The sequence below is a fragment of the Geobacillus sp. CX412 genome (genome assembly GCF_027942335.1).
Taxonomy (GTDB): domain Bacteria; phylum Bacillota; class Bacilli; order Bacillales; family Anoxybacillaceae; genus Parageobacillus_B; species Parageobacillus_B toebii.
Genome location: NZ_CP103461.1, coordinates 202,856 through 226,101, shown reverse-complemented (window position 1 = coordinate 226,101; position 23,246 = coordinate 202,856). Strand labels below are relative to the sequence as shown.

Below are 23,246 nucleotides of genomic sequence, written 5' to 3'. Positions count from 1 at the left end.
TTTGAAAATGAACACTACGAAAAGTTCACACCGGAGCGAAGAATAATATTGGCGTAAGGTGTCGCTTCCCCTGTACGAATGACTGCTTTCGCGGATTTGGTCATCTCTTTAAACTGTTCGTGTGGAACAAATTGCATCGGAACACTGGCCAATCTTTGCTGAATGTTTTCATACATAACGGGGTTTTCTATTTTGATTTCTTCCGCCAATGTGAACGCTTCCACTTCTAACTCTTCTAAAATCGCATCCAGCACCGATAAAAATGGTGGAAACCCCTTCACCAGTGATAAATCAATGCGGGCTGACTCATTTGGAATCGGCAGGCCGCAGTCTGCGATGACAATCGTATCGGTATGACCGAGAGAAGCCAATAACGTGCTTAATTCTTTATTCAGAATGCCCCGTTTTTTCATGATGAACACCCTTCCTTTTCCTGCAAAAATTTCTCCACTTCCTCTTCAGTCGGCATTCCGCCTTGCGCGCCTAGCTTTGTCACTGATAGCGCCGCCGCTGCGTTGGCGAACAGACAAGCTTCTTCTAAACTCATTCCTTTGCTTAACGCGACCGCCAGCGCGCCGTTGAATGTATCTCCCGCTCCTGTCGTATCCACGACCGGAACGCGAAAGCCTGGTATGAGCATCTGTTTTCCATCTTTCCGAATCGTCACGCCGCGCGCCCCTTCCGTGACAATCACTTTATCGGCAAACGCGTCCGCATCGACTTGTTCGAAAATAATATCCCGTTCATGTTCGTTTGGCGTAAGAAAATCGACTTGCTCTATAAGCTTCTGAGGCAGCGGCTGCGCTGGCGCAGGATTTAAAATGACGCGCACTCCATGCTTTTTCGCTAAAAAAGCGGCTCTTTCTACAACGGAAAGCGGAATTTCCAGCTGGAGTACACATACGTCACTTTTGGCAATCATTTCTTCGCATCGATCGATGTCTTCTGGATGAAGCGCATGGTTTGCCCCCGGAACAACGATAATTCGGTTATCTTGTTCCGAAATCGAAATCGAAGCAATGCCGGTCCCTTTATCTGTAACCGGTTTCACATTATCGATATGAACACCTTCCCGCTCCAATGAGCGAAGCAGCTCCGTTCCAAACGCATCCTTCCCGACTGCGCCAATCATATGCACATCCGCGCCAAGCCGCGCGGCCGCCACCGCTTGGTTTGCTCCTTTCCCGCCAGGAATGAGATGAAACTCCTCCCCTAAAATCGTCTCTCCTTGTGATGGAAAGCGGGAAGCGATCGTCACAAGGTCCATGTTGATACTGCCGACTACAGTAATCACTGGTTTTGTCATTTTCCTTCCCCCCTACGCGTCGATTGTCGTACCACTAGTTCAACCGGAAGCACATAATGAAGCTTCTCAAGCGGTTTTCCTTCTATCTTTTTGATTAAAATTCTTGCGGCTATTGCGCCCATCTCATAAATCGGTTGGGAAATGGTCGATAGTTCCGGTGTCGTCATTTCCGTCAGCGGAATGCCGTCATATCCAATAATCGCAATGTCATCTGGAACCCGCAGCCCTAGCTGTTGAACCGCTTTCAGCGCTCCCACCGCCATCGCGTCATTTCCGGCAAAAATGCCGTCGATATCGTATTTATTTAATGCTTCGATCACCGCTTCTTTCGCCTGCTTTAGCTGATAGTTTCCAGAAATAATCAGCCTCTCGTCCCAAAGTCCCCTCTCCATCATTTCATCTCGATAGCCGCGAAAGCGCTCTATCGCGTTCACAACATGAGGTGGTCCTTGGATATGAGCAATTTTGCGGCACCCAATATCGTATAAATGTTTTGTCGCTAGCCGCGCTCCTCCATAATTATCAGCAATCACTGACGGATAGCTGCGACTTAGGGGACGGTCTAGCACCACCACGGGGATATCCCATTCCGATACTTCATCTAGTTGCAGCTGATTAGTCGTCAAAATAATACCGTCAACATATTTTTGCTTTAGCACTTCTATATATTCTTTTTCTTTATCTGTTTTTTCATCCGAATTACACAAAATCACGGTGTAATCATAAATATTCATCACATCTTCCACAGCGCGGACAAGTTCTGGAAAAAACGGGTTTGTTATATCTGGCACGATTAACCCGATTGTTTTCGATGTCTTTTTAAACAGCGCCCGCGCCACTTCACTCGGTTTATAATTTAATTCTTTCATCGCCTGTCTCACGCGCTTTTCGGTTTCTTCATTCACATAACCATTTTGATTTAACACGCGCGAAACAGTCGCCACAGATACACCTGCTAACTTTGCCACATCTCTAATTGTTGCCATATTTTTTTCCACCTTATATATGTAACCGGTTACATATAGTATAAAACAAAAATAGAAATATAACAAGAGTCATTTAAATCTTAAATAAAAAAATGAACCGGAAGCGCCATCACGCTTCCGCCAATAATTTAAACGCCGCATGGACAAACAAGCGCACGCCAATTTCTAACGCATCTTCATCGATCGTAAAACGCGGATGGTGATGCGGATATACAATACCTTTTTCTTTATTTCCAGCGCCGACATAGAAGAAGCTTCCTGGTGCTTTTTGCTGGAATGCCGAAAAGTCTTCTCCGCCCATATTTGGCTTTATATGATCAATCGCTTCTTCGCCAAATACTTCCCGCACCGTTTCCTCAATGACACGGGTCACTTTCTCATCATTAATAACTGGACGATAGCCGAATTCATATTTAAATTCGTATGTTGCGCCGTGTGCTTCAGTAATGCCTTTTATGATCCGTTCCATTAATTTTGGCACATTTTGACGAAGCGTTTTATCAAAACTGCGCACCGTTCCTTGAATTTCGACGCTTCCTGGAATCACGTTGTGCGTCGTTCCGCCAATAAATTGCGTCACCGATACGACGAGAGGCTCAAGCGGATCTGTGTTGCGCGATACGATATGCTGCAAGTTCGTCACCACTTGCGCGCCGATCGCGATCGAATCAATCGTTTGGTGCGGCAAAGCAGCATGCCCGCCTTTTCCATGAATCCGAATGAAAAAGCGATCTGGGGAAGCCATCATCGGACCATACACAATGCCAATCTTGCCAATTTCTAATGGGGACCAAAGATGGGTGCCAATGACGACATCCACCCCATCCATCACGCCCGCCTGCACCATTTCCTCTGCGCCGCCTGGATATATCTCTTCGGCATGTTGGAAAAGAAAGCGGACTTCTCCTTTGATTTGATGACGAAGCCGCGAAAGAATTTTCGCCGTTCCCAAAAGCATCGCCGTATGACCATCATGCCCACACGCATGCATCACGCCTGGATTTTTCGAAGCAAACTCAAACGTATTTTCCTCTTGAATCGGCAATGCGTCCATATCCGCGCGAATGGCCACCACTTTTCCCGGCTCGTCCCCGATTAACCGCGCCATGACACTCGTTTTTGTCGGGCGCGAAATCTTTAAATTCCCAAACGATTGCAATGTTTCATAAACAAATTGCGCCGTTTTTTCTTCGTGAAACGATAGCTCCGGATTTGCATGCAAATGCCGCCTCCATGCGATGATTTCTTCTTTGATTTCATCGACAAGCTGTTTAATTTCCGTGTTTGCCATCATTTCTTCCCCCTTCTCCTCATTCTCCCATCGCTAAACGCAATACGGTATGGTACAATACGTTCGCCCCAGCCGCACAATCCTCTTTCGAACTCCATTCCTTTGGATTATGGCTAACCCCATCTTTTGAACGAACAAAAATCATCCCAATCGGGCAAAGCCTAGCTAGCTGTACTCCGTCATGGGAAGCACCGCTCGGAAGGGAGAAAATATCCAAACCAAGCTGCCCGCATGCCTCTTTCGCTGCGTTTTGCACAAGTTCCGAACATAATACCGGAGGCATCTCCTGCAATAGCTCAACGTTAACTAGTACGTTTCGCTCTTTGCCAATCTTTTGCGCTTGTTCGATAATCGATTGTAATACGTGATCTCGCACTGTCGCATCAATATCCCGCAAATCCAAGGAAAATTCGACTTTTGCTGGAATGATGTTAATTCCTCCGGGGAATACTTTCATTTGCCCAACGGTCCCCACGGTAGTTCCTGTCTTTTTCGCCTCTTGCTCGATCATTTGGATGATCTGTGCCGCCGCAACAAGCGGATCGCGGCGAATTGGCATTGGCGTTGCCCCGGCGTGTTCCGCTTTTCCTTCTACCGTAAATTTGACCCATACAAGCCCGGCGATCCCTGTGACAATTCCGACGGGAAGATTCGCTTCTTCCAGCACACGGCCTTGTTCGATATGCAGCTCGACATATGCTTTTACCGATCCTTTTCGGCGCGCTGCTTTGCCGATTTCACTAGGGTTAAGCCCTGCTTCTTTCATCGCTTCGGCAATCGAAACCCCATTTTTGTCTTGATGAACTAACTCTTCCTCCGACAACGTTCCCGCCATTCCGCGGCTTCCGATCATTCCGAAACTAAAGCGTGCTCCTTCTTCATCGGTAAAGGCAACGACTTCAATCGGATGCTTCGTTTCCACCCCTCGTTCGTTCATCGTTTGTAACACTTCCACCGCGGAAAGCACTCCGAGCGGACCGTCAAACATTCCTCCGTTATAGACGGAGTCAATGTGCGAACCGACCAGTACGACAGGCGCATCTTTTTCCTTTCCTTCTTTACGTCCAATCAAATTTCCAACCGCATCCTCATACACAGTAAGCCCCGCTTCCTTCATATACGAAGCCACCTTCTCCTTTGCGGCACGTTCCTCTTTTGTAAACGATAAACGAGTAACCCCGCCTGATGGCTGTTTTCCAATCTCGCCTAATTCCATCAGCCGATTCCAAAGCCGATCTGCATTAATCACTTCGCTTCCCCCTTCACTACGATTACTATTCACGGATGAATGTCGGTTATGACCATGAATAATTCCATTTATAAAAAAATAGCGAACCAATGGCATGTCCGCTATCAAAGTAAATGTTTCTTGGGCATCCGTGCGGATATGAATTCGTTTCGTCAACGAATGTTGCTTGCAATGTTTTGAATAATCGTCCTTAATTCCCTTCTCTTTTCAGAGCCGCAAAATCCCCTTTGTTGTCAAATAACGTTTGCGCATGCAACCCATTCTTCAGTCCAGTAAATCAGCGATGACCTTTTCGGCGATGGCGCGAATTTCTTTGCGATCGTATATTTTATTTTCCTCCACTTCGAAAAACTCACGTACCGCTTCATTAACAAGCTGATTTAACTCCTGCCGATTCTGTTCTTTTCCAAATATATATCCTGTTTTTACAAGTTTATCAAGCATCGACTCCACAAGTTCGCTAACAGGGTATGGCTCTTCCTCATCCCAATACTCGTCATCATCCCATTCCTCGATGAAATCATCGTCCTCTTCGAAATCTTCCGATAGGAGATGATCTGTCATATAATCCATCATCTCATTCACTTTCTTGGAAATACTGCTTGCGGAAACGCCATAAAGATGCGCCAAATCCGTCTGTGTTACTGCCTCGCCGCGCAAAATCCGACAAACAAAATAATGCAAAGCAGCCGCATGCAAAGGAACGCTGCGAATAACAGGTTGGCAGGTATCACAATATTCATGCCAAATCGCTTTTGCCATATTCAAATTCATACTTTGCGGCATTTTCTTTTCTAATTCATAAACCACCGCTGCGTAATTCGGATGTTCCCATTCGAACGGATCGGCTATGAATGACACGAGCATACGAACGGCCGTCATCCACGCGCTTGGAAAGGATGTCCGCAAAAATGCACGCGCATCTTCCGGTCCGTATGCTTCCCAATCCTCTTTTAGCGAACATGCAATTTCATGGGCGATCATATTTGGAAATGAAAAAAATGCAGTAAAATACGTGTATTCCTCTCCGGCAGGCACTATAATCCCCATTAGCAAATCTCCTATTTGCACTTGCGGCAATGGCTCACTGTCAAAAATGCGCACGACTCGTTTTTCCAATGTCAACACATCTTGAACGACGAAACGCCGTTCTCCTTGAAGCTCTACCACTATATCAAAAGACGGCGCCGCTCCAATCCATGACGCAAGAATGGAGCGAGTGGAAGGCCGCCATAACGAACCTCTCCACTTTACATATCGCTCAATGATCGTTTCGCCCCGCGGCGTCACTGGAACGCAAAAAATAGTCCAATTTGCTATAAAAAAACTAATCGCCTCTCCGATTTCCCCATGTTGTTCCCATTCTCTTGGATCGCCGATGGTTTTTAACAACTCATCCGCATATTCTTCGGTCGCATACCATAATAAATCATGCATGCATTCCGTTAATTGTTGATCCACTGCGGTTTGTATGGAAACAATGTTCCCCTTCCCACTTCTGCGAGAATATGGGGCGTTTTTATCCGATTTCATTCTATCACTCCACTTCTTTGTTCTATATTATCATTCTACCAAAAAGCGCTCGCTTTCTATCGCAAAAACATATAAAATTTCTAAATTTACTGATGCGAATTTGGTATAAAAAAATGCCAAAACTAGGCGAACCTAGTTTTGGCAAAATGTTCACAGCCATCTCCTATCTTTCGTATTTCACAAATGGATCGACAACGGTAATTTTTTGTGCTTCCGCGTCGCTAACTCCCGCGTAAAAATCCGCAGTGCCATCCTCCTTCCGAATTAACCCGCCGCTAAATACCACATCAACGAGGTCTGGGCGTTTCGCAGGACCTTCCAAAAAATGTGATCTTGTCGCAATTAATTCGATATCGGAAAGCTCCATTGTATCCGGATTCAACACAAATACCATCGGATAATAGTGGCGTTTGCCATCTTCACCGAAACGAGCAATATGCCCAAGAACACCAACAAGTCCATTCGAAAGCAAGTGAAGTTCATTGACTCCTCCCCATTCGTCATCTACGAACTGATTATCCAAAAGAGGAGCCTCTTCCATGATCTCCACTGTCAACTCATCTAATGAATCGATTCGTGTAAAACCTATTTTCCCTCGTCCGCCTTTTTCCCCTTGCGGACGTGTAAACACACCAACTGATCCATCTTTTAACTCAATCAATCGAATATCTTTCATCCCATCTGGGCCTTTTGCAAATTCTTTTAAACTAGAGATATTCTTCCCTTTGTAAAAAATCGTTCTCCAACCTAAGGTGCCTTCTATGGATGGATGTGGAAAAGTTTGTACTCCACCGAAGATCAATTCCCCGCGAATTCTCGAAACAAACGGGTCTTGGAGCGTGAATACTGGCGCTCCTTCCTTTGGCACCCATTCTTCTCCACGGTTCACAAAGAAATACACTTCCGAATGCTCGCTATCTCTTGGCTCTACTCGACCAGCGATAACAAATTCTCCTTCGTCTTCAAACGGTGCCGAGATATTATATACATCCCGTTCTCCCACTCCTGTAAAAACTAACTTCTCCGGACTAAACGGCTTCGGCCCTTGCTCAAACTCTTTTAATAGCATCTCGCAAGTTTTGACATTGGCCTTCTTCGATAACATAAAACTCCTCCTAAAACTCCTCCCAAATCTATATAATGCTTCATCTGGATGCTAAGTCAGTTGCAAAGTCTGGTGCATGAAGATGTTTATGTTTATTAGATATATTAACAAGTTGGCATCAAGAATCAAGTAAGGTGCTAGCGAAAAAACCGCATCATGCCATATTTTCTTTTGAACAAACGATCCAAAAATATATAGTAATATCTCCGCTTTTTCTAAGCAAGTAGCACTTTGCGGAGTGCAAAACGGAAATGTATTACAATTCTTTCTTCATATAATATGAAATTCCTTTGTACGTTTCCATAAAAAACGACCTCCCAATCGAGGCTGGGAGATCGTTTTCTTTAACCGCTATGCTTCATTTTTCTCGTTTCCTTATCAAACAAACTGTATACGACAGGGATGACGAACAATGTCAAAAAGGTGCTGCTAATTAAGCCGCCGATGACGGTGATGGCCAATGGCTGGTTCATTTCCGCTCCTTCGCCAATGCCAAACGCCAGCGGCAGCAACCCTAAAATCGTTGTCAAGGCCGTCATCAAAATCGGACGGACGCGCAATTTCACCGATGTGACAATCGCATCGTAGCTCGCCAAACCTTTTTCTTTCATTTGATTAATGTAATCAACAATCACGATCGCGTTGTTGACGACGATACCCGCAAGCACGATGACGCCGATAATCGCCATAACGCTAACTGGCGTTTTCGTTGCCATTAAGCCAAGCGCGACACCGATGGCCATCAGCGGCACGGTGAACATAATGACAAACGGATATTTCAACGATTCAAATTGCGCCGCCATGACAAGGTACACGAACGTAATCGCTAAGGCAAAGGCAAGCAGCAAATCACCCAACGCCGATTCTAACAATTCGCGGTCGCCGCCAAAGACGATTTCCGTCTCTTCCGGAAGATGCAATTTCGCGATTTCTTTATCGACAATCGCGGACATCTCCCCTAAATTCGTCGTGTTTTTGTATTTTAATGTAAACTGAACGGCGTATTGCTCGTCGATGCGATGAATTTGAACCGGGCTTTTCCCGATCGTAATATCCGCGATGTCGCCAAGCGGAATAAATGTGCCGTCTTGCTTTTTGATCAGCAGTTTTTTCAAATTGTCGACCGAGTTTTTCACCGATTCGTCGTATTCGACGTTAACATTGTACAAATTCGACTCTTTATCAAGCATGCGTGTCGCCGTCACACCGCGTGTCATATCGTTGACCATCGTCGCCACTTGCGCTGGAGTAAACCCTTGCGCGAGCGCTTTTTCGCGATCGACTTTGATTTGAATTTCGTCGACCGTTTCCGAAATATCGGTCGTCAGTTCGTTCACTTCATCGAGTTTGCTTAAGCGGTCGTATATTTTTTCCACCGCTTTTTCCAGCCGCGCTTCATTCGTATCTTTCACGCTGAACACAAGCGTATTCGGCGTACTTCCTGCAGTCGATTGCAAGTTGATCGATACTTCCGCCGTTTGATTCGCTTTTTTCGCTGCCTGTTCCATATCGTTCTTTATGTCATCGACAACGTCAAATACGGAACGGTCTCGCTCGTCCAAGTCTTTCATTTTCACATATATCTCAGCAACATTGCTTTGCGATGTACCGCGGAACGCCTGCTCCTGCGTCGAGCCGATTAAGCTGACATACGCATCAATTTCTTTTACTTTTTTCAACTCGTCTTCAATGGCAGAAACAACCTTTTCCGTTTCGCGGAGGGCGCTGCCGTTGGCAAGGTTCACGCGGATGGAGAAAAAGCCTTCATCCGTATTCGGCAAAAACTGCATGCCGACTTTCGTCACGCCAAATAACCCGAAAGCTAACGTACCGATCGCAATCACCAACACAATGATCCGATGGCGCAGCGACCATCTCACCATCTTGTCCAGACCGACAAGCATGCGCGAAGACTGGCGTTTTTCCTCGATGTTTTCGCGAGGCGGTTTTAACCAGCGGCTCGCCAGCATCGGCACGACCGTCAATGCCACGAACAACGACGCAAGCAAGCTAAACGAAATCGTTAACGCAAATTCGGTAAACAAATCGCCGATTAATCCCGTAATGAAAACGACTGGTACAAACACGGCCACCGTTGTCAACGTGGACGCAGTGATCGCAGCGCCGACTTCTTTTACCCCGTCTCTTGCCGCTTGTTTCGGATCTTTCCCCATTGATAAATGGCGGTAAATATTTTCGATCACGACAATCGAGTTATCGACGAGCATTCCGATACCGAGCGCAAGACCGCCAAGCGTCATCATGTTTAACGTAAAATCAGCAAAATACATTAACACAAACGTCACGATGACCGAATACGGAATCGCGATGCCGATAATAAGCGGGCTTTTTGCACTGCGCAAGAATAAAAACAGCACCAGCATCGCGAATACTCCGCCAAGAACGAGCGATTGAAAAATGTTCTGAATCGTCCGCTGAATAAAATCGCCTTGGTCAAACAAAACATCCGCATGAACCGCCGAAAATTTTTTCGTATCCAACAATTCGTTCAAGCGTTTTTGGAACGCTTTCGACACTTCTGCTGTATTGGCATCCGCTTTTTGCAGCACGCTTAATAATACAGAAGGCTTCTCGTTCGTGCGCGTAATCGTATCTTCTTTTTCCGGCACAATCGCAATATCGGCGATATCTTGCAAACGAACTTTTTCGCCGTTGAGCGGATTCACCGTGACAACGAGCTGTTTTAACGTATCAACGGAGTCGATCGTGCTGATAATCCGGGTCGTTAACTGCTTATCATCGATCACGACCGTCTCGCCTGGAAGCGAAATATCGTTGGCGGAGATAAAGTTGGCAATATCTTGCTGGCTCAGCTTATACGTTTTTAATTTCTCCTGGTCCAACAGCACCCGCACGTTTTTCGTCAACGTGCCGGAAACATTCACACTGGCGACCCCTTCTACCTTCGTCAGCTCTGCTCGCAGCTGATCCGCTAATTGTTTTAAAAGTTCCTCGTTCCCTTTCTTCGATGTTAATGTTAGCTGAATAATCGGGAACTGTGACGGGTCAAACTTCAAAAACCGCGGCTTGTTGACATCATCCGGAAGCGCCGTCTGATCGATCCGCTGCAATACATCGTTTTGCACATCATCAATCGATGTCGACCACGAAAACTCCAGCAAAATCAAATTAGAACCTTCCTGCGATGTCGATGTGATCGACTTTAGCCCAGGCAATGTCGACAAATTCGCCTCCAGCGGCTTCGTGACTTTCTCAAGCACTTCTTTCGGTCCCGCCCCCGGATAGCTCGTCACGACCACCCCGACTGGCGGATTAATATCCGGGATCAGCTTCATCGGGATATTGAACAGTGATACCGCTCCTAAAATCAACACTAAAATCATCGAAACGAGCGTAAAAACCGGTCTTCGTATCGAAAAGTCGCTGATTTTCATCGTCTTCCCCCTCTTATGTAAACAAAAAAGTTTTCTTCTATAAGCCGCATCCACCACTCCCATTCGCGCCGTCCTCATCCATGGCGGCGAATGGGGAATATGCACTATGCCCCGCTAGACGCTTGTCCATCGATGACAAGCGATCAATAACGGTACAACCTGTTTGCCTAGCGATTTAACACATCCTCGTGTTCACGCAGACGGTAGTGGTCTTCCGCTGGACACACCCGTTTTCGGCCGATCGATTCGTAAATGATTCCTGCCTCGCGCGCACTGGCTAGACTGTAACAATTCCGCCCATCCAACACAAGCGGCGTTTTCATTAAATTCGCATATTGACGGACGTCAAATTGCCGGATTTCCGGCCACTCCGTAAAAATAAAACAAATATCGGCGTTCGCAACCGCCTCTTCGATCGTCGAACAATAGGTGATTTCCTTTGGAAATACGCGCTTTGCGTTTTCCATCCCAACAGGGTCCCACACCCTTACATTTGCGCCTTCTTCCAATAATACCGCGATATTAGCAAGGGAAGGGGCCTCCCTTATATCGTCCGTTCCCGGCTTAAACGTAAGACCTAACACCGCCACCTCCAGCCCGCGAAAATGGCTCACGTACGTTCTTGCCTTTTCGATCAATTTCACTTTTTGACTTTCATTCACTTCCATTGCGGCTTGCACCGTTTTCAGTTCATAATCGCAACCATCGGCAAGCCAACGCAGCGCTTTCGTGTCTTTCGGAAAACACGACCCGCCATAACCGATGCCGGCGCGCAAAAAACGGCTCCCGATCCGCGGATCCATTCCCATTCCTTCCGCCACGTCTTCGATATTGGCGCCAACCATTTCGCATAAATTCGCGATTTCATTAATATAGGATATTTTCAAGGCGAGAAAAACATTGGATGCGTATTTCACCATTTCCGCACTTTTTCGATCTGTCACGACATAAGGAAGATAAAACGGGTCATACACTTCTTTCATGACCTTCTCCGCATGCGGCGATTCTACCCCTAGCACAATTCTTGACGCATGCAGCGTATCCTTGATTGCTGTCCCTTGTGATAAAAACTCGGGATTCGCCACAACCTCAATATGAACGGGGTGCTTCCGGTGTTCATATATCCAACGTTCCACTTGATCGCTTGTCCCAACGGGAACGGTAGATTTCACCGCCACCACACAGTCTTTTTCCACCGTCTGCGCAATTTGCTTTGCCGCTTCCCATACATATCGCAAATTCACGGATCCATCCGGCTCTTCCGGGGTGCCAACAGCGATGATGATCACATCTGCCCGCCGGCACGCCGCCGCATAGTCAGTCGTAAACAACAACCGCTCGCGATTTTTTCTTATTAACTCCTCCAACCCAGGTTCATAGATCGGAGATTTCCCTCGCTGAAGCAATACCACTTTTTCCACATCGACATCCACGCACGCCACCTTATGTCCCTTTTCCGCCAAACACGCGGCCGTGACTAGTCCGACATATCCTACACCCGCTACGGCAATATCCATATTTCATCACACCTTTGATTGTTTACTCTGCTCCTAAACAAGCTTCATGATAGGAGAAATCATAGATAATCAAACATCATTTCTGCCAAACACTCGCATTCGTCCATGATATTCTCATTCATATATGAAGTTATTATAACTGATAATGAACCTTTTTTGCATTTTCCATGATTGTGTATGCGGGCGCAGATCCATCATATGGAATTCCATGTGAGTGTTCTAAAGGTTTATTCGATTTACCTATTTATGACGAAATTCATTGGTTTTTGTTGATTTTGTTTGATTTGTTGATTTTGTTTGGTTCGAATGATAAAATAATTTCAAGAAGAGGTGGTTGAAAGTGACACGATTGATTGATCAAGAACAAGAAAACCTGTGGGATAGCGTGCAAATTCTTTCGCAAATCAATGTCGAAAAAGCCAAATCTGTATTCAAGGTCACGATTGAAAAATCCTTGCAGCAACTCGGTATAACCTCCCCTATTTTTTCAACGATTCCTTTGTCTGTACCAAACACAGATCGTCTTTCCCAACTCCGCCGAATCGAAAAGAAAATGAGGGAGGCCTACGCACATCAAGAGAAAGAGAAAGCTTACGAGTATTTGGTGGACTATATCGAACAATTGAGTCAAATGGCGGAAGATAATCCGCTTGCGGTTCGAAAAAAACTGTTGGCTTCCTTATTAGCCGAACATCACAAACGAAAACCTAAAAAGTACCGACTATCTTCCTCTTCAGCACCTCTCCTATCCAAGCAAGTCGCCACGGCTTATTACACCACAACTGAAGTAGCCAAAAAATTAGGGCTAAGCGATCAAACCATTCGACGAATGTGTGAAAAAGGAAAATTTCCAGGAGCCTATAAAACCGATGGAGGTCATTGGAGAATTCCACAAGAGATCTTCATTACGACATCAGAACAAGATGAACGAACGGAAGAAGTACTTAAACGAATTGATATAAAGAATCAGAAAGCGGGGGATGTAGATGAATTTGATCTATGATGCCCCGCGTCCTCCTAAAGTATTTATCGATACAACGATTCTATGTGGTGCCTTGCGAGTCGACGGGGTGAACCGAAAAATTCTTAAAGCGGCTCGCTTCCCTCATTTATTTCAACCAATCGTATCAAGGGTATGTTTATTTGAATTTATTCGAAATGCTTCTCAAGGACTTGGAAAAGGGGACAAGAGGGTTGTGTATAACCAACAAGAAATCGAAGCGTTTTTAAACGAATTTTTGGATCCGATTTTTCAATACTATACGAATCTGCCCGTTAATAGTTTGGTTGGCCGATATAGTGTCGAAACCGTCATAAGAGAGAATCGACCCATTGGAGAAGTATTGGTCGAGTTAAGTGGCTGCGATCACGAAACAGCAAAACAAATTGTTTCTTCGCAAGAAATGTCTGAACCACTTTATCGTTTTGACCAGGAGGATTTTCACGTCTGGATAACGGCAATTCAAGAAGAGTGTAACTACATACTCACGACCAACCATCGACGATTTCCGGCTCAAATCGGACCAATCAAGCGCATTCATCCAAGTGATTTTTACAATCATTTGTCTAATCCATAACACGTATTGGGCTTTATAGGAGATTTACGAACAGGGATGGAGCAAAGACTTGATCGATCCTCGAGACGAAACAAGAGTCGCACAGACGGGAGGATGTGTCAGCGAAGAACGGTCTTGTCTATATGATGAGTGTGAGTAAAATGTTTGTGGGAAAAATTCTTAGAAGTTCCCCGATGAGGGGGTTGGGAACGTAGGTTCGCAATCCCCCCTCATCGGGGCCACCAAGCGAAGCGCGGTAGGATCCCAAGCAGGAAACATGAAAAAAGGACTCTCTCCCTGGTAAGATGTTCATTGACCACACTACAAACAGGAGGAGAGAGTCCTATGAATATTCAACAACATCTTACCACAAATTCGTTGACATGGAAAGAGATCGAACTTGCTTTGTTTCGAGCCTTGCAAAACGCCTTCGCCGAGCTGTTTACGGCTCTGTTGGAGGACATCGACCGGCAATTGGCAGAGAATCGAGATAAGCGCCGATACCACTTGAAAGACAAACGACGCACCACGATTCAAACCCTGTTTGGCGAAGTCACCTTTGAGCGAAACTACTATTTAGACCGAGAACAAAACCGTTACACGTTTTTGCTTGACTCCTTTTTAGCGTTTGATGGATCACAGTCAATCAGCCCTTGTCTAGAAGAAACAGCGGTGGGATTGGCGGTGGAGTGCTCTTCCTATCGCAAAGCGGCTCGTACGCTTGCCCAGATGGTCGGGTATCCGGTGATGAGCCATGAGGCGATCCGCCAGTTGGTGCTCGAGGCCGAAGTTCCGCTGCACTGCCCGGTGGACCAGCGATATGGACGGGTGCTGTTGGTGGAGGCCGATGGACTGTTTGTTTCCCGCCAAGGGAAGGGAAAACGGGCCAAGGAAGACAAAATCCTGACCGTTCACGAAGGATGGAAGCGCAACGGCTCCCGGATCGAATTCGTGAATCAGCGCCATTACGTCCATGAGGGCAAGGGGGAGGTGTGGGAAGGCTTCGAGGAATTTTTGATAAATGAATATGCCTATGATCCTTGCCGGGATCTTCTTGTCATCAACGGGGACGGCGCTCCATGGATTACCGCGTGCCGGGAGTATTTCAAGGGACGGGTCTGCTTTCAATTGGATCGATTCCACGTGGCGCGTGAATTGCGCCAATGCCTCTCGGGCCATCCACGGTGGCAGGCGATTCGGCAAAAGCTGGTGAAGCAGGATGAAGAGGGGTTGCTTGTGGAACTGAACAGCGCCCTCGGTACGCTGGGGGACGAAGCGAAAGAACAACAGCTGGCTGCCTTGATCCACCGGATCGAATCGATGCCGGGATGCATCCGTGATTACCGGGAATGGCTGAAGGAGCAAGGAGTGGACACAACGGGCATGTATCCGATGGGGAGGGCTGAAAGCGTGATGAGCCAGTTGGCGTATCGGGTGAAATACCGCCGCAGTTGGACAGACAAGGGACTCAGGGCGTTTTTCAAGGCAATGATTGCCCGGATGGATGGGATTCGTCTTTTCGGACGTCGTTTCGGAGAAGAATCGTCGCATCCGGCGGAGGAAACGGCATCCACTAAACAGACGGTCGTGAACAAGGCGAAACAACGCGTCCGCCGTCTTCTTCCGGAGGTAACGCGGAATAACGTGCCATATTTACAGCAATCGTCCGGGACACCGATCTATCATGCCCTGTCTGAACTCAAAGGATGGTAAAAAAGGTATACATATCGATCTGTCATGGCAAGGGATGAGAGTTCGAAAGCGCTTACGGATAAAATTCAAAAAAATGGTTCGCCAATCTATGACTTACACCTGTTTTCAGCGAACCAAAAAAGTTCCCACAAAATCTTGACTGACTCATATGATGAAATTGTATTGCCTTCTAACAAATTATCTAGTTGAATAGTTTGGAGTATTTACATTCTGCAGTAACGATTTCAGACATTGACCTAAAAAACAGGGATATATCCGGTACGGTAGACAAACGCGGAGCATATCATACAACAGAACGAAAAAACTCCAATAATTAAGAAGGGAAGTTTACACATGCATTTTTACCCTGCTCCGTATCAAATGCCCTATTATCCACCGCAACAAACAGGGGCCTATCCACAATATCCGCAATCTGAGATAATAGCACATCAGCAAATAAAACAACCTCTATATCCTCAACTAAAAGACCAAACACTCAACGTGATTGCTCCTTTTGTTCAATACGGCTTAAAGGAAGCAAAGCATACCTCGTTTGCACACGCATTACAAGAAGTTGCGGCAATGACTTATTTAATCGGTAAAGGATTAGATCCACAAACGGCTTATGCTATCGTTGAATCTTGGGAATTGAATGAAACATTTTATTAATGAGTCAAAGCTAGAGGAAGAGATCCCACTCTTCCTCTAGCAATATCTTATGAACGAAGAAAGCTATCCAATTCGATGGTGTTGCAAAATTAGAGTAAAAACGCGAAGTGATGCATAAGATTCTAATAGTCAAGATTGGAATTCATAAAGATATTTAAATAGTTTTCGAAATCCACTTCCACCAACGACGGAGAGCTATCCCACTCATAATAACGAATCGTTTTCATAAAGGAGTAAAAATTAGCGTTAGAAAGCAGCAAGTTCATAATTAGTTTGTTTTTTTCTCTACTTCTCCTTTTATCAGGGGAATCATTACGAATAATACTTCTAACCATTCCTAACAATAAATCAACAAGTTCAATCCCCAGTTCTGTTTGTTTTGGGATATATGCCGCTTCGGTAACGGTGAAACGTTCGCCGCGATAGATGGATTGAATGTTAAGTTGTTGAAACAGCTGAGTTCTGAGGTCATATTTTTTGTTATGATACTTAGTGTTATCCTCAATATATATTTTCGTATTTATGTGTACATAAGCACCATATCTTCTTAATAAACCGTAAACAATTCGTTCTGGAAACTTCATAAAAATCGTTTGATCCGCTATATCGTCTATTACATGTTTTATTTTTCTGGAAGATTCCTCAATTTTTGATTGATTATAAGAAATTACATTCATTTTCAGCAAGTAATGGTGTTCCATAACGGTATTAATTATTCTCCAAATGGTATTTCTTTCTTTACTGTCACCACTATATTCTGTCCAATGGATTTTTGTGGCCTTGATTTTTTCATTCAGTTGTTGAATATTTTCGTTGTTATAGTATTTAGTCGGAATTGCTAAACCAGCCATTAGATGCGGCTTAACCTGATTGTTTCCGCTTTCGTCAAAGAATACCATCATATCCAGAACGCTAAATGGTTGTTCCATATCCATTCCCTCTTTACAAAACGTAATCGTTCATACATAATGTATTTATAAGAAGGATATATTAATAAATAACTTGTCGCGCCCTAGACCTAGCGACACGTTATTTATTATTTCGTGGTTTCCACTCACTGCGCCCTAGACCTAGCGGTGCGTGGTGCCATACCGAGAAAAGGTGGTAAGGGAGAGTAATGACGCTCTCCCTTTTGTTTGTAAAACGCATCAATGAGATGAAACAGTCTCCAGCCTATTTTACTTTACCATATTGCAACAAAATATGTCTAATTTTTTCGAAATTTGTTTTAATTTCATTTTTTATATATTTTGTTTAAATTTTTTTCATTTTTCCCTTTATGTAGAAACAATCTTTTAGAAAAGCCGAGTATGAGCATCATTCATCTTCGCGCAAATGAAATATCTCATGAAAACGGTCCGTTTCGCGCAGAAATAGCCGATAGTTGAATATACTTTTGTCCCGAGGAGAGCAACGCAGAAGACAACCGCGTCCAATAATACAAAACCCGATTGGGCAAATCAATTTTCATGCCTGAAATATCGGGTAATCGGTTTCTCCTCCCCTCATCCTGACTGCCATACTATTTTAGCATTCTTCTATTAGAACAATGGTTTCGCTTCCCTATAACATAGAAAAAAGCAGGATACTCTCACACCCTGCCTTTTCGTTCGTCATTCAAAATAATTGCGCAGGCCGTTCACCATCGCATCAGTGACTTGCTGCTGGTACTGATCGGTAGCCACGATGCTCGCTTCTGTCGGATTGCTTAAATATCCGAGTTCCATTAATACAGATGGAAGCTCGTTTTCGCGAATTACATAATAATCTCCGAAACTCGCCCCGCGAAACGGAATCGACATCATGCGGGAAAGCGGATGTTCCAGCGACAAGGCAAGCAAATAGTCGGAAAACATATCATAGTAATATACCGTTGCTCCTTTGGCATTTTGATCCTTCGCACTATCATAATGAATACTAATAAATGCATCCGCGTGATAGCGATACGCCGTTTGCACGCGCTCCGACAACGAAACATACCGGTCGCTCGAACGCGTCATCACCACGTTTGCCCCTTGTGCTTCCAGCTTTCCTTTGAGAAGCTGCGCTGTCCGCAATGTCAGCGTTTTTTCCATCATCCCGGTATGGCTAATGGCGCCGCTATCTTTTCCGCCATGCCCAGCATCGATCACAATCGTCTTTCCTTTTAAGGTTTTGGACTCCGATTTGCCATCCGCACCAGCGGAAACGAGCCAGCCGGCAATATAACCAATGCCCCGTCCTGGAATCTCAATTTCATACCAATTGCCAATCTTCCCTAGCACCCGATAACGTTCTCCATACTGCGCTGTTGTTTTTATGTTTCCATCCAGCGAAGGAGCCGAACGAATATTCACATCATTATACAATACCTTCACCCATTGCGAAGCTGTCGGAGAAACAGCGGCAATATACTCACTGGACACCCAGCCAATCTTTCCATTCTCTGTGGCAATTTGATACCATTGTCCTTGTTTGAACATAATTTGCACTTGTTGGCCGTATGTAACTTTTTCCACACGTTCTGCCTGCAGCGACGGTCTTGCCCTTACGTTCAATGAATCCGCCGTTACCCATCCTGTTTGCCTCATCGATGTTTTCTTATCATCATTCGAAGTAAGATAAGCGGAAGAAACCCAGCCAATAAACGAAGGAGTCACCACTTTCTCCCAATCGTTTTCCTTCTCTATCACCTCAACGGCTTGTCCTTGAGAAAGATAGCCAACGACCTTGCCGTTCAAGCTCGGGACGGTCCGTACTCGCAGTCTATCCTCTGTTGCCATCGCCTGTTTGCGGACATAGGCGATGTATTGTTGGGCGACCCATCCGGTCTGATTTTGCTTTATTTCTAACTGCACCCAGCCTGCCTTTTCACGAACGACTCGATACGTTTCTCCTTGATCGACCTTCATCACAACGTGATAAAGCGTTCCCGGCCCTTGCCGCACATTTACCTGCTTCGCCGTCACCACTGCCGTTTGTTTTGCCGCCATCGCCTGAGACGTCGGCAGCGCGGCGAGCAACACTGTCATGCATATAAAAAATACGAACGATCTCATCCGCAGCCTATTCAATCTATTATTCTCCCTTCTTACCAAATACCACTTCGCTTACTATATATTTCGAAGGGAGGATTGATTTTCCTTTCCGTTAATAAAGAAAAAATTAAAATCGAACTGTCTTTTCCCACGATATTACCGCATTCCGCTTCTTCGCTTTTAATAAAACAGGCCATCATGTCTGCCGTGATCGGCTTTCTTTTCCTTATAACAACACGGGAACGGCAAGCGCCATGCCGAAGCAAAGCGGCCGTTCCCAATTCTCCAGCTTTTACGCTGTCCGATGCTGCTTCAAGACGATGTTGTCCATCACAAAGCCGATGATTGCCCCGATGATGGCAGGAACCACCCAACCTAATCCCATCGAGAAAAATGGGGACCAAGATAATAATGGCTCTAACCATTGCGTATCCACACCAAACGCCTTCAAGCCATCATATACGCTGAACACCGAGGTAAACAACAAAGCCATTCCATACGTTTTCGTAGAACCTTTATACAAGCGATGGAAAAACGACATGACCACAAGCACAATGGCTAATGGATAAATCATCGTTAACGCCGGAGCGGAAATCGAAATCAGTTGATTTAATCCTAAATTAGAAACGACTAAACTAAACATCGTAATGATCGTCACATAAGTTTTATACGATATGTTTGGAGTTATTTTATGAAAATATTGCGCGCATGCCGTAGTTAGCCCAATGCAGGTCGTTAAACACGCTAAAGCGACAATGACGCCAAGCAATAGCTTTCCGCCGCTTCCAAATAAAAGCGCGGCCGCACTGGACAATAAATCCCCGCCATTGGCAAATGGACCGTTTACAGACATCTTCGCGCCGACCAACGCAGTCGCTATATAAACTAACGCCAAACCCACTCCAGCGATCAACCCTGCTTGAATAGTGGCTTTTATCATTGCCGATTGCTGATGCACGCCTCTATCTTTTAAAGCGTTCACCACGACAATCCCAAACGCAAGCGCCGCGATCGCATCCATCGTTAAATATCCTTCCATAAATCCTTTAAAAAACGGAGCGGAAGCATATTTTTCCGCCGGTTCTTGCAGCGGGTTTTGCAGCTGAATGATCCCTGCGATGCAAAGAACGGCAATCGAAAGAAGCAAAATCGGCGTCAATATTTCCCCGATGCGATCAACCAGCTTCGATGGATTTAAGCTTAACCAATAAACGATCACAAAAAAGATAATGGTAAATAAAAGCAGCGAGAACGCGCCGCTATTCCCGCTGAGAAACGGTTTTACTCCCATTTCATAAGCGACGCTTGCTCCCCGCGGAATGCCGAAAAACGGACCGATCGCTAAATAAATGATAAGCGAAAAGCATAAACTAAACAGAGGATGAACATAATTTCCAATCGATTGAATCCCATCTTTGGCTAGCGCAATAGCGGCAACAGACAAAATAGGCAAACTTACCCCTGTAACGACAAACCCGATAATCGCCGGCCAAACCGCTTTCCCTGCTTCCATGCCAAGATACGGCGGAAAAATTAAGTTCCCTGCCCCGAAAAATAAGGCAAAAAGCATTAACCCCGTAAAGAAAATGTCTTTTTTCTTCATCTAAGATGCCCTCCCATATATGGTCTTTGTAATTTTTTAAAAATACAATCATTTTATCTCGGTTTGCATCAAAATTTATTATTTTTGTATAATTGAAACTTTTTTAATATTACATTTTTTTCGCTATTTCGTCAACCAAAGCAATGGAGCTGATTATTAATTAGCCTCCTGCTAAACACCATTCAGCGGGAGGCTTTTCGGTTTACCTTGCTTTTTCCATGCGCTTGCAATCATCCCTTCCAACGAATATTCCGCTTTTCAGCCAACTCGTCATCCATTTTTTGCGATGAAGCAACAACGGGCATCGGTCGATGGATTCAATGCTGGCTTTGCGGCCGGTGGCTTTTTCACATGTTTCCATCACTTAATCCTAAACCGTTGCCAAGACGGTAAATGGCGATTTTTTTGTGCTGTTTTTTTAATCAGATCAGTGTGTTCTTACCAAAGTACAAGTCGTTTTTTATGGTGTTGACAAAAATGGACACCTGTAATATTATTCTTACATGTAAAATATTTATTACATATGTTATTAAATTTTTAACTATTAAATATCCCAAAATGAAAGGGGGATGCTGAGTACCGTAAAACTTTAAACGGGGTTATAGCAGTCGAGAAGATTGGATAAGACGCGGAATAAAAAGGGAGAGGCATAGTGATGGTAAATAAAAATCCGAGCTTGTCTGGAGATGACTTGTCTGGTGATGAATTGCTTGCTGTATTGGAAGCTCTGTCGAACCCTCATCGCTTAAAAATCATTTCTATATTAGCAAAAGAGAGGCAGTATGTGAGCCAATTAGCAAGAGCCGTTCAAATGAGCCGGCCCTTGCTTTATATGCATTTGCAGAAATTAGAGGCAGCGGGGCTGGTAACGAGTGAGTTGGAGCTGTCAGAGGACGGCAAATCCATGAAATATTATGAATTAAAGCCTTTTGATATTCGTTTAACGAAAGAATTGATTGCAAAATCGATAAACACACTGACCATCAAGAAGAAAGGAGAATGAACATCATGCATACGGGTGTATTTTATAGTTTAACTGTATTGGTATTGACAACAATCATTATCATCTATTTGATCAAAACATGGCACGTCAAAATACAAGCAGGGAAAGAACAAGCTTATCAAAAATGTCCGAAGAATTGCTCGCTTTACAACGAGACACAAGCGAACATCAAAAGAAAATTCTTCAAGAACTCCAAGATTTGAATAACCGAATGAAAAATGTTGAAAAAATCCTTCGAGAAGTAGAATAAAGGTAAATCAAAGTGTTTGAAAAATACCAAAAGGAGCGGAGCACCAAAGAAGATGCTCCGTTCCTTTTAGTCAACATTGCCGCTTCCATCAAATAATGCGATAAATTCTTCATCAATATCGACAACGATAAATTCGATGTCTTTCGCCGGTTCCAACACTTCTTTGAAGATGGCGGCGACTTTTGCTTTATCCAAATTTCCTACTCCTGTTCCCAACGCCGGCAGGGCTACTTTGTCAATTCCATGTTTTTGACAATAAGCGACTAAATTGTTTAAGCATGTTCTGACAATGTCATAAGAGGTCGCTCCTGCCGGTTCTTTCATCGTCACTAGATGAATAATGTTTTGAAACGGAAGTGTTCCCGCATGTGTGACATACAGGTCACCTGGCATCGGATTTTGCTCCTGACAAACTTTGATCGCTTCTATTTCAATCTCTTTGCCGCCAGCTCTGCGAATCGCGCCTGCCACTCCTCCTCCCATCGGACCGATTCCGTTTGCCGCGTTGCAAATGTAGGAAACATCTTGAAGTTTCGTAATGTCTCCATGCACTGCTTTGATCATGACTATTCCCCTCCAATTCACTCCAATATTTTCTTTCTTCGAAAAGGCACTATATTCAATAGCCAGTCTTTTTAATCAAATTCGACTAACTTTTGTATAATTTAAACCAATGTGTAAATTTTTGCTAGTATATGTTAACAGGCCTTTAGCTTTGACCTTTTTCTTTTTAAATATAACTACCCCTTATTTTCTCCGTATATTTGTTCATTTTTTGAGAATTCGATACCATTTATATTAGCTGTTCGTCATCAAATCGAAAACCTAAGAAAGCACTATTATCATAAATGGGAGAGAATTTTACTCCTGTTTCAAGAAATAGCAATTGCCCATTAATAAATAGGTACTATCTTGATTACCAAGTAAGAATGTCAAACAATAATTGGAGCATAACAGGCACCAATCCTAATAAAAACACAAAAAGGAGAGCTGCTCGTTTACAGTAATGAGCTCTCCTTCTCTTTTATCTTATCAGCCTTTTTCAGGTAGTAA

The 23,246-nt window shown here is 44.6% G+C and carries 19 protein-coding genes; 5 read left to right on the top strand and 14 right to left on the bottom strand.

Annotated features, from left to right (window positions below; translation table 11 throughout):
- Positions 1–14: 14 nt before the first annotated feature.
- From rbsD to NXM86_RS01070, 9 genes are all read right to left on the bottom strand, one after another.
- The gene (rbsD, locus tag NXM86_RS01110; protein WP_062677118.1) at positions 15–413 is read right to left on the bottom strand and encodes a D-ribose pyranase; all 399 of its coding nucleotides are present in this window, start codon (positions 411–413) and stop codon (positions 15–17) included.
- Positions 410–1,306, bottom strand: coding sequence for a ribokinase (rbsK, locus tag NXM86_RS01105; RefSeq protein ID WP_498958457.1), 897 nt, complete (start codon positions 1,304–1,306; stop codon positions 410–412). The genes rbsD and rbsK overlap by 4 nt, the downstream gene beginning before the upstream one ends.
- A complete protein-coding gene (locus NXM86_RS01100; RefSeq protein WP_328268726.1) occupies positions 1,303–2,292 on the bottom strand; it encodes a LacI family DNA-binding transcriptional regulator in 990 nt (329 codons plus the stop codon). Before NXM86_RS01100 ends, rbsK begins: the two co-directional genes overlap by 4 nt.
- 109 nt (positions 2,293–2,401) lie before the next feature.
- On the bottom strand, positions 2,402–3,583 hold the full coding sequence (locus NXM86_RS01095) for a M20 family metallopeptidase (RefSeq protein ID WP_498958979.1): 1,182 nt from the start codon (positions 3,581–3,583) through the stop codon (positions 2,402–2,404).
- 19 nt (positions 3,584–3,602) lie between these two features.
- Positions 3,603–4,832: a Zn-dependent hydrolase gene (locus tag NXM86_RS01090; protein ID WP_498958456.1), complete on the bottom strand. Its 1,230-nt coding sequence runs from the start codon at positions 4,830–4,832 to the stop codon at positions 3,603–3,605.
- 264 nt (positions 4,833–5,096) lie between these two features.
- Positions 5,097–6,365, bottom strand: coding sequence for a helix-turn-helix domain-containing protein (locus tag NXM86_RS01085; protein WP_081188962.1), 1,269 nt, complete (start codon positions 6,363–6,365; stop codon positions 5,097–5,099).
- A 163-nt stretch (positions 6,366–6,528) separates the two neighbouring features.
- On the bottom strand, positions 6,529–7,470 hold the full coding sequence (locus NXM86_RS01080) for an MTP-1 family protein (protein WP_089098186.1): 942 nt from the start codon (positions 7,468–7,470) through the stop codon (positions 6,529–6,531).
- 344 nt (positions 7,471–7,814) lie between these two features.
- Positions 7,815–10,886, bottom strand: coding sequence for an efflux RND transporter permease subunit (locus NXM86_RS01075; RefSeq protein ID WP_015865216.1), 3,072 nt, complete (start codon positions 10,884–10,886; stop codon positions 7,815–7,817).
- A gap of 167 nt (positions 10,887–11,053) precedes the next feature.
- Positions 11,054–12,403 (bottom strand): UDP-glucose dehydrogenase family protein, encoded by a 1,350-nt coding sequence (locus NXM86_RS01070; RefSeq protein ID WP_089098188.1) that lies wholly within the window; start codon positions 12,401–12,403, stop codon positions 11,054–11,056.
- A gap of 340 nt (positions 12,404–12,743) precedes the next feature.
- Between NXM86_RS01070 and NXM86_RS01065 the strand changes: the two genes are divergently transcribed.
- The 4 genes from NXM86_RS01065 to NXM86_RS01050 all read left to right on the top strand — a co-directional run bounded on the left by NXM86_RS01065 (position 12,744) and on the right by NXM86_RS01050 (position 16,320).
- Positions 12,744–13,406: a helix-turn-helix domain-containing protein gene (locus NXM86_RS01065; RefSeq protein ID WP_015865218.1), complete on the top strand. Its 663-nt coding sequence runs from the start codon at positions 12,744–12,746 to the stop codon at positions 13,404–13,406.
- Positions 13,390–13,980 (top strand): PIN domain-containing protein, encoded by a 591-nt coding sequence (locus NXM86_RS01060; RefSeq protein WP_015865219.1) that lies wholly within the window; start codon positions 13,390–13,392, stop codon positions 13,978–13,980. Before NXM86_RS01065 ends, NXM86_RS01060 begins: the two co-directional genes overlap by 17 nt.
- Before the next feature lie 324 nt (positions 13,981–14,304).
- Positions 14,305–15,672 carry an ISLre2 family transposase gene (locus tag NXM86_RS01055; protein ID WP_190305579.1) on the top strand — a complete coding sequence of 456 codons (1,368 nt, stop codon included), beginning with the start codon at positions 14,305–14,307 and terminating at the stop codon, positions 15,670–15,672.
- Between the two features lie 333 nt (positions 15,673–16,005).
- Positions 16,006–16,320 (top strand): hypothetical protein, encoded by a 315-nt coding sequence (locus NXM86_RS01050; RefSeq protein WP_089098189.1) that lies wholly within the window; start codon positions 16,006–16,008, stop codon positions 16,318–16,320.
- Between the two features lie 122 nt (positions 16,321–16,442).
- Here the strand turns inward: NXM86_RS01050 and NXM86_RS01045 are convergent, their stop codons facing one another.
- From NXM86_RS01045 to NXM86_RS01030, 4 genes are all read right to left on the bottom strand, one after another.
- Positions 16,443–17,249: a DUF3800 domain-containing protein gene (locus NXM86_RS01045; RefSeq protein ID WP_089098190.1), complete on the bottom strand. Its 807-nt coding sequence runs from the start codon at positions 17,247–17,249 to the stop codon at positions 16,443–16,445.
- Positions 17,250–17,933: 684 nt separating this feature from the next.
- A complete protein-coding gene (locus tag NXM86_RS01040) occupies positions 17,934–19,358 on the bottom strand; it encodes an N-acetylmuramoyl-L-alanine amidase family protein (RefSeq protein WP_498958978.1) in 1,425 nt (474 codons plus the stop codon).
- A 271-nt stretch (positions 19,359–19,629) separates the two neighbouring features.
- Positions 19,630–20,940 carry a branched-chain amino acid transport system II carrier protein gene (brnQ, locus tag NXM86_RS01035; protein WP_498958455.1) on the bottom strand — a complete coding sequence of 437 codons (1,311 nt, stop codon included), beginning with the start codon at positions 20,938–20,940 and terminating at the stop codon, positions 19,630–19,632.
- Between the two features lie 202 nt (positions 20,941–21,142).
- The gene (locus NXM86_RS01030; protein ID WP_156482450.1) at positions 21,143–21,301 is read right to left on the bottom strand and encodes a hypothetical protein; all 159 of its coding nucleotides are present in this window, start codon (positions 21,299–21,301) and stop codon (positions 21,143–21,145) included.
- A 294-nt stretch (positions 21,302–21,595) separates the two neighbouring features.
- Between NXM86_RS01030 and NXM86_RS01025 the strand changes: the two genes are divergently transcribed.
- Positions 21,596–21,943, top strand: a complete 348-nt coding sequence (locus tag NXM86_RS01025) for an ArsR/SmtB family transcription factor (protein WP_015865225.1) — start codon at positions 21,596–21,598, stop codon at positions 21,941–21,943.
- A 316-nt stretch (positions 21,944–22,259) separates the two neighbouring features.
- On the opposite strand, the gene NXM86_RS01020 is transcribed toward NXM86_RS01025, so the two are convergent.
- The gene (locus NXM86_RS01020; RefSeq protein ID WP_015865227.1) at positions 22,260–22,757 is read right to left on the bottom strand and encodes a macro domain-containing protein; all 498 of its coding nucleotides are present in this window, start codon (positions 22,755–22,757) and stop codon (positions 22,260–22,262) included.
- Between the last annotated feature and the right edge of the window lie 489 nt (positions 22,758–23,246).

Coding starts and splice junctions, on each gene's coding strand:
- rbsD (WP_062677118.1), bottom strand. CDS start 413: ATGAAAAAACGGGGCATTCTGAATAAAGAATTAAGCACGTTATTGGCT.
- rbsK (WP_498958457.1), bottom strand. CDS start 1,306: ATGACAAAACCAGTGATTACTGTAGTCGGCAGTATCAACATGGACCTT.
- NXM86_RS01100 (WP_328268726.1), bottom strand. CDS start 2,292: ATGGCAACAATTAGAGATGTGGCAAAGTTAGCAGGTGTATCTGTGGCG.
- NXM86_RS01095 (WP_498958979.1), bottom strand. CDS start 3,583: ATGGCAAACACGGAAATTAAACAGCTTGTCGATGAAATCAAAGAAGAA.
- NXM86_RS01085 (WP_081188962.1), bottom strand. CDS start 6,365: ATGAAATCGGATAAAAACGCCCCATATTCTCGCAGAAGTGGGAAGGGG.
- NXM86_RS01080 (WP_089098186.1), bottom strand. CDS start 7,470: ATGTTATCGAAGAAGGCCAATGTCAAAACTTGCGAGATGCTATTAAAA.
- NXM86_RS01075 (WP_015865216.1), bottom strand. CDS start 10,886: ATGAAAATCAGCGACTTTTCGATACGAAGACCGGTTTTTACGCTCGTT.
- NXM86_RS01070 (WP_089098188.1), bottom strand. CDS start 12,403: ATGGATATTGCCGTAGCGGGTGTAGGATATGTCGGACTAGTCACGGCC.
- NXM86_RS01060 (WP_015865219.1), top strand. CDS start 13,390: ATGAATTTGATCTATGATGCCCCGCGTCCTCCTAAAGTATTTATCGAT.
- NXM86_RS01055 (WP_190305579.1), top strand. CDS start 14,305: ATGAATATTCAACAACATCTTACCACAAATTCGTTGACATGGAAAGAG.
- NXM86_RS01050 (WP_089098189.1), top strand. CDS start 16,006: ATGCATTTTTACCCTGCTCCGTATCAAATGCCCTATTATCCACCGCAA.
- NXM86_RS01045 (WP_089098190.1), bottom strand. CDS start 17,249: ATGGAACAACCATTTAGCGTTCTGGATATGATGGTATTCTTTGACGAA.
- NXM86_RS01040 (WP_498958978.1), bottom strand. CDS start 19,358: ATGAGATCGTTCGTATTTTTTATATGCATGACAGTGTTGCTCGCCGCG.
- brnQ (WP_498958455.1), bottom strand. CDS start 20,940: ATGAAGAAAAAAGACATTTTCTTTACGGGGTTAATGCTTTTTGCCTTA.
- NXM86_RS01030 (WP_156482450.1), bottom strand. CDS start 21,301: ATGGAAACATGTGAAAAAGCCACCGGCCGCAAAGCCAGCATTGAATCC.
- NXM86_RS01025 (WP_015865225.1), top strand. CDS start 21,596: ATGGTAAATAAAAATCCGAGCTTGTCTGGAGATGACTTGTCTGGTGAT.
- NXM86_RS01020 (WP_015865227.1), bottom strand. CDS start 22,757: ATGATCAAAGCAGTGCATGGAGACATTACGAAACTTCAAGATGTTTCC.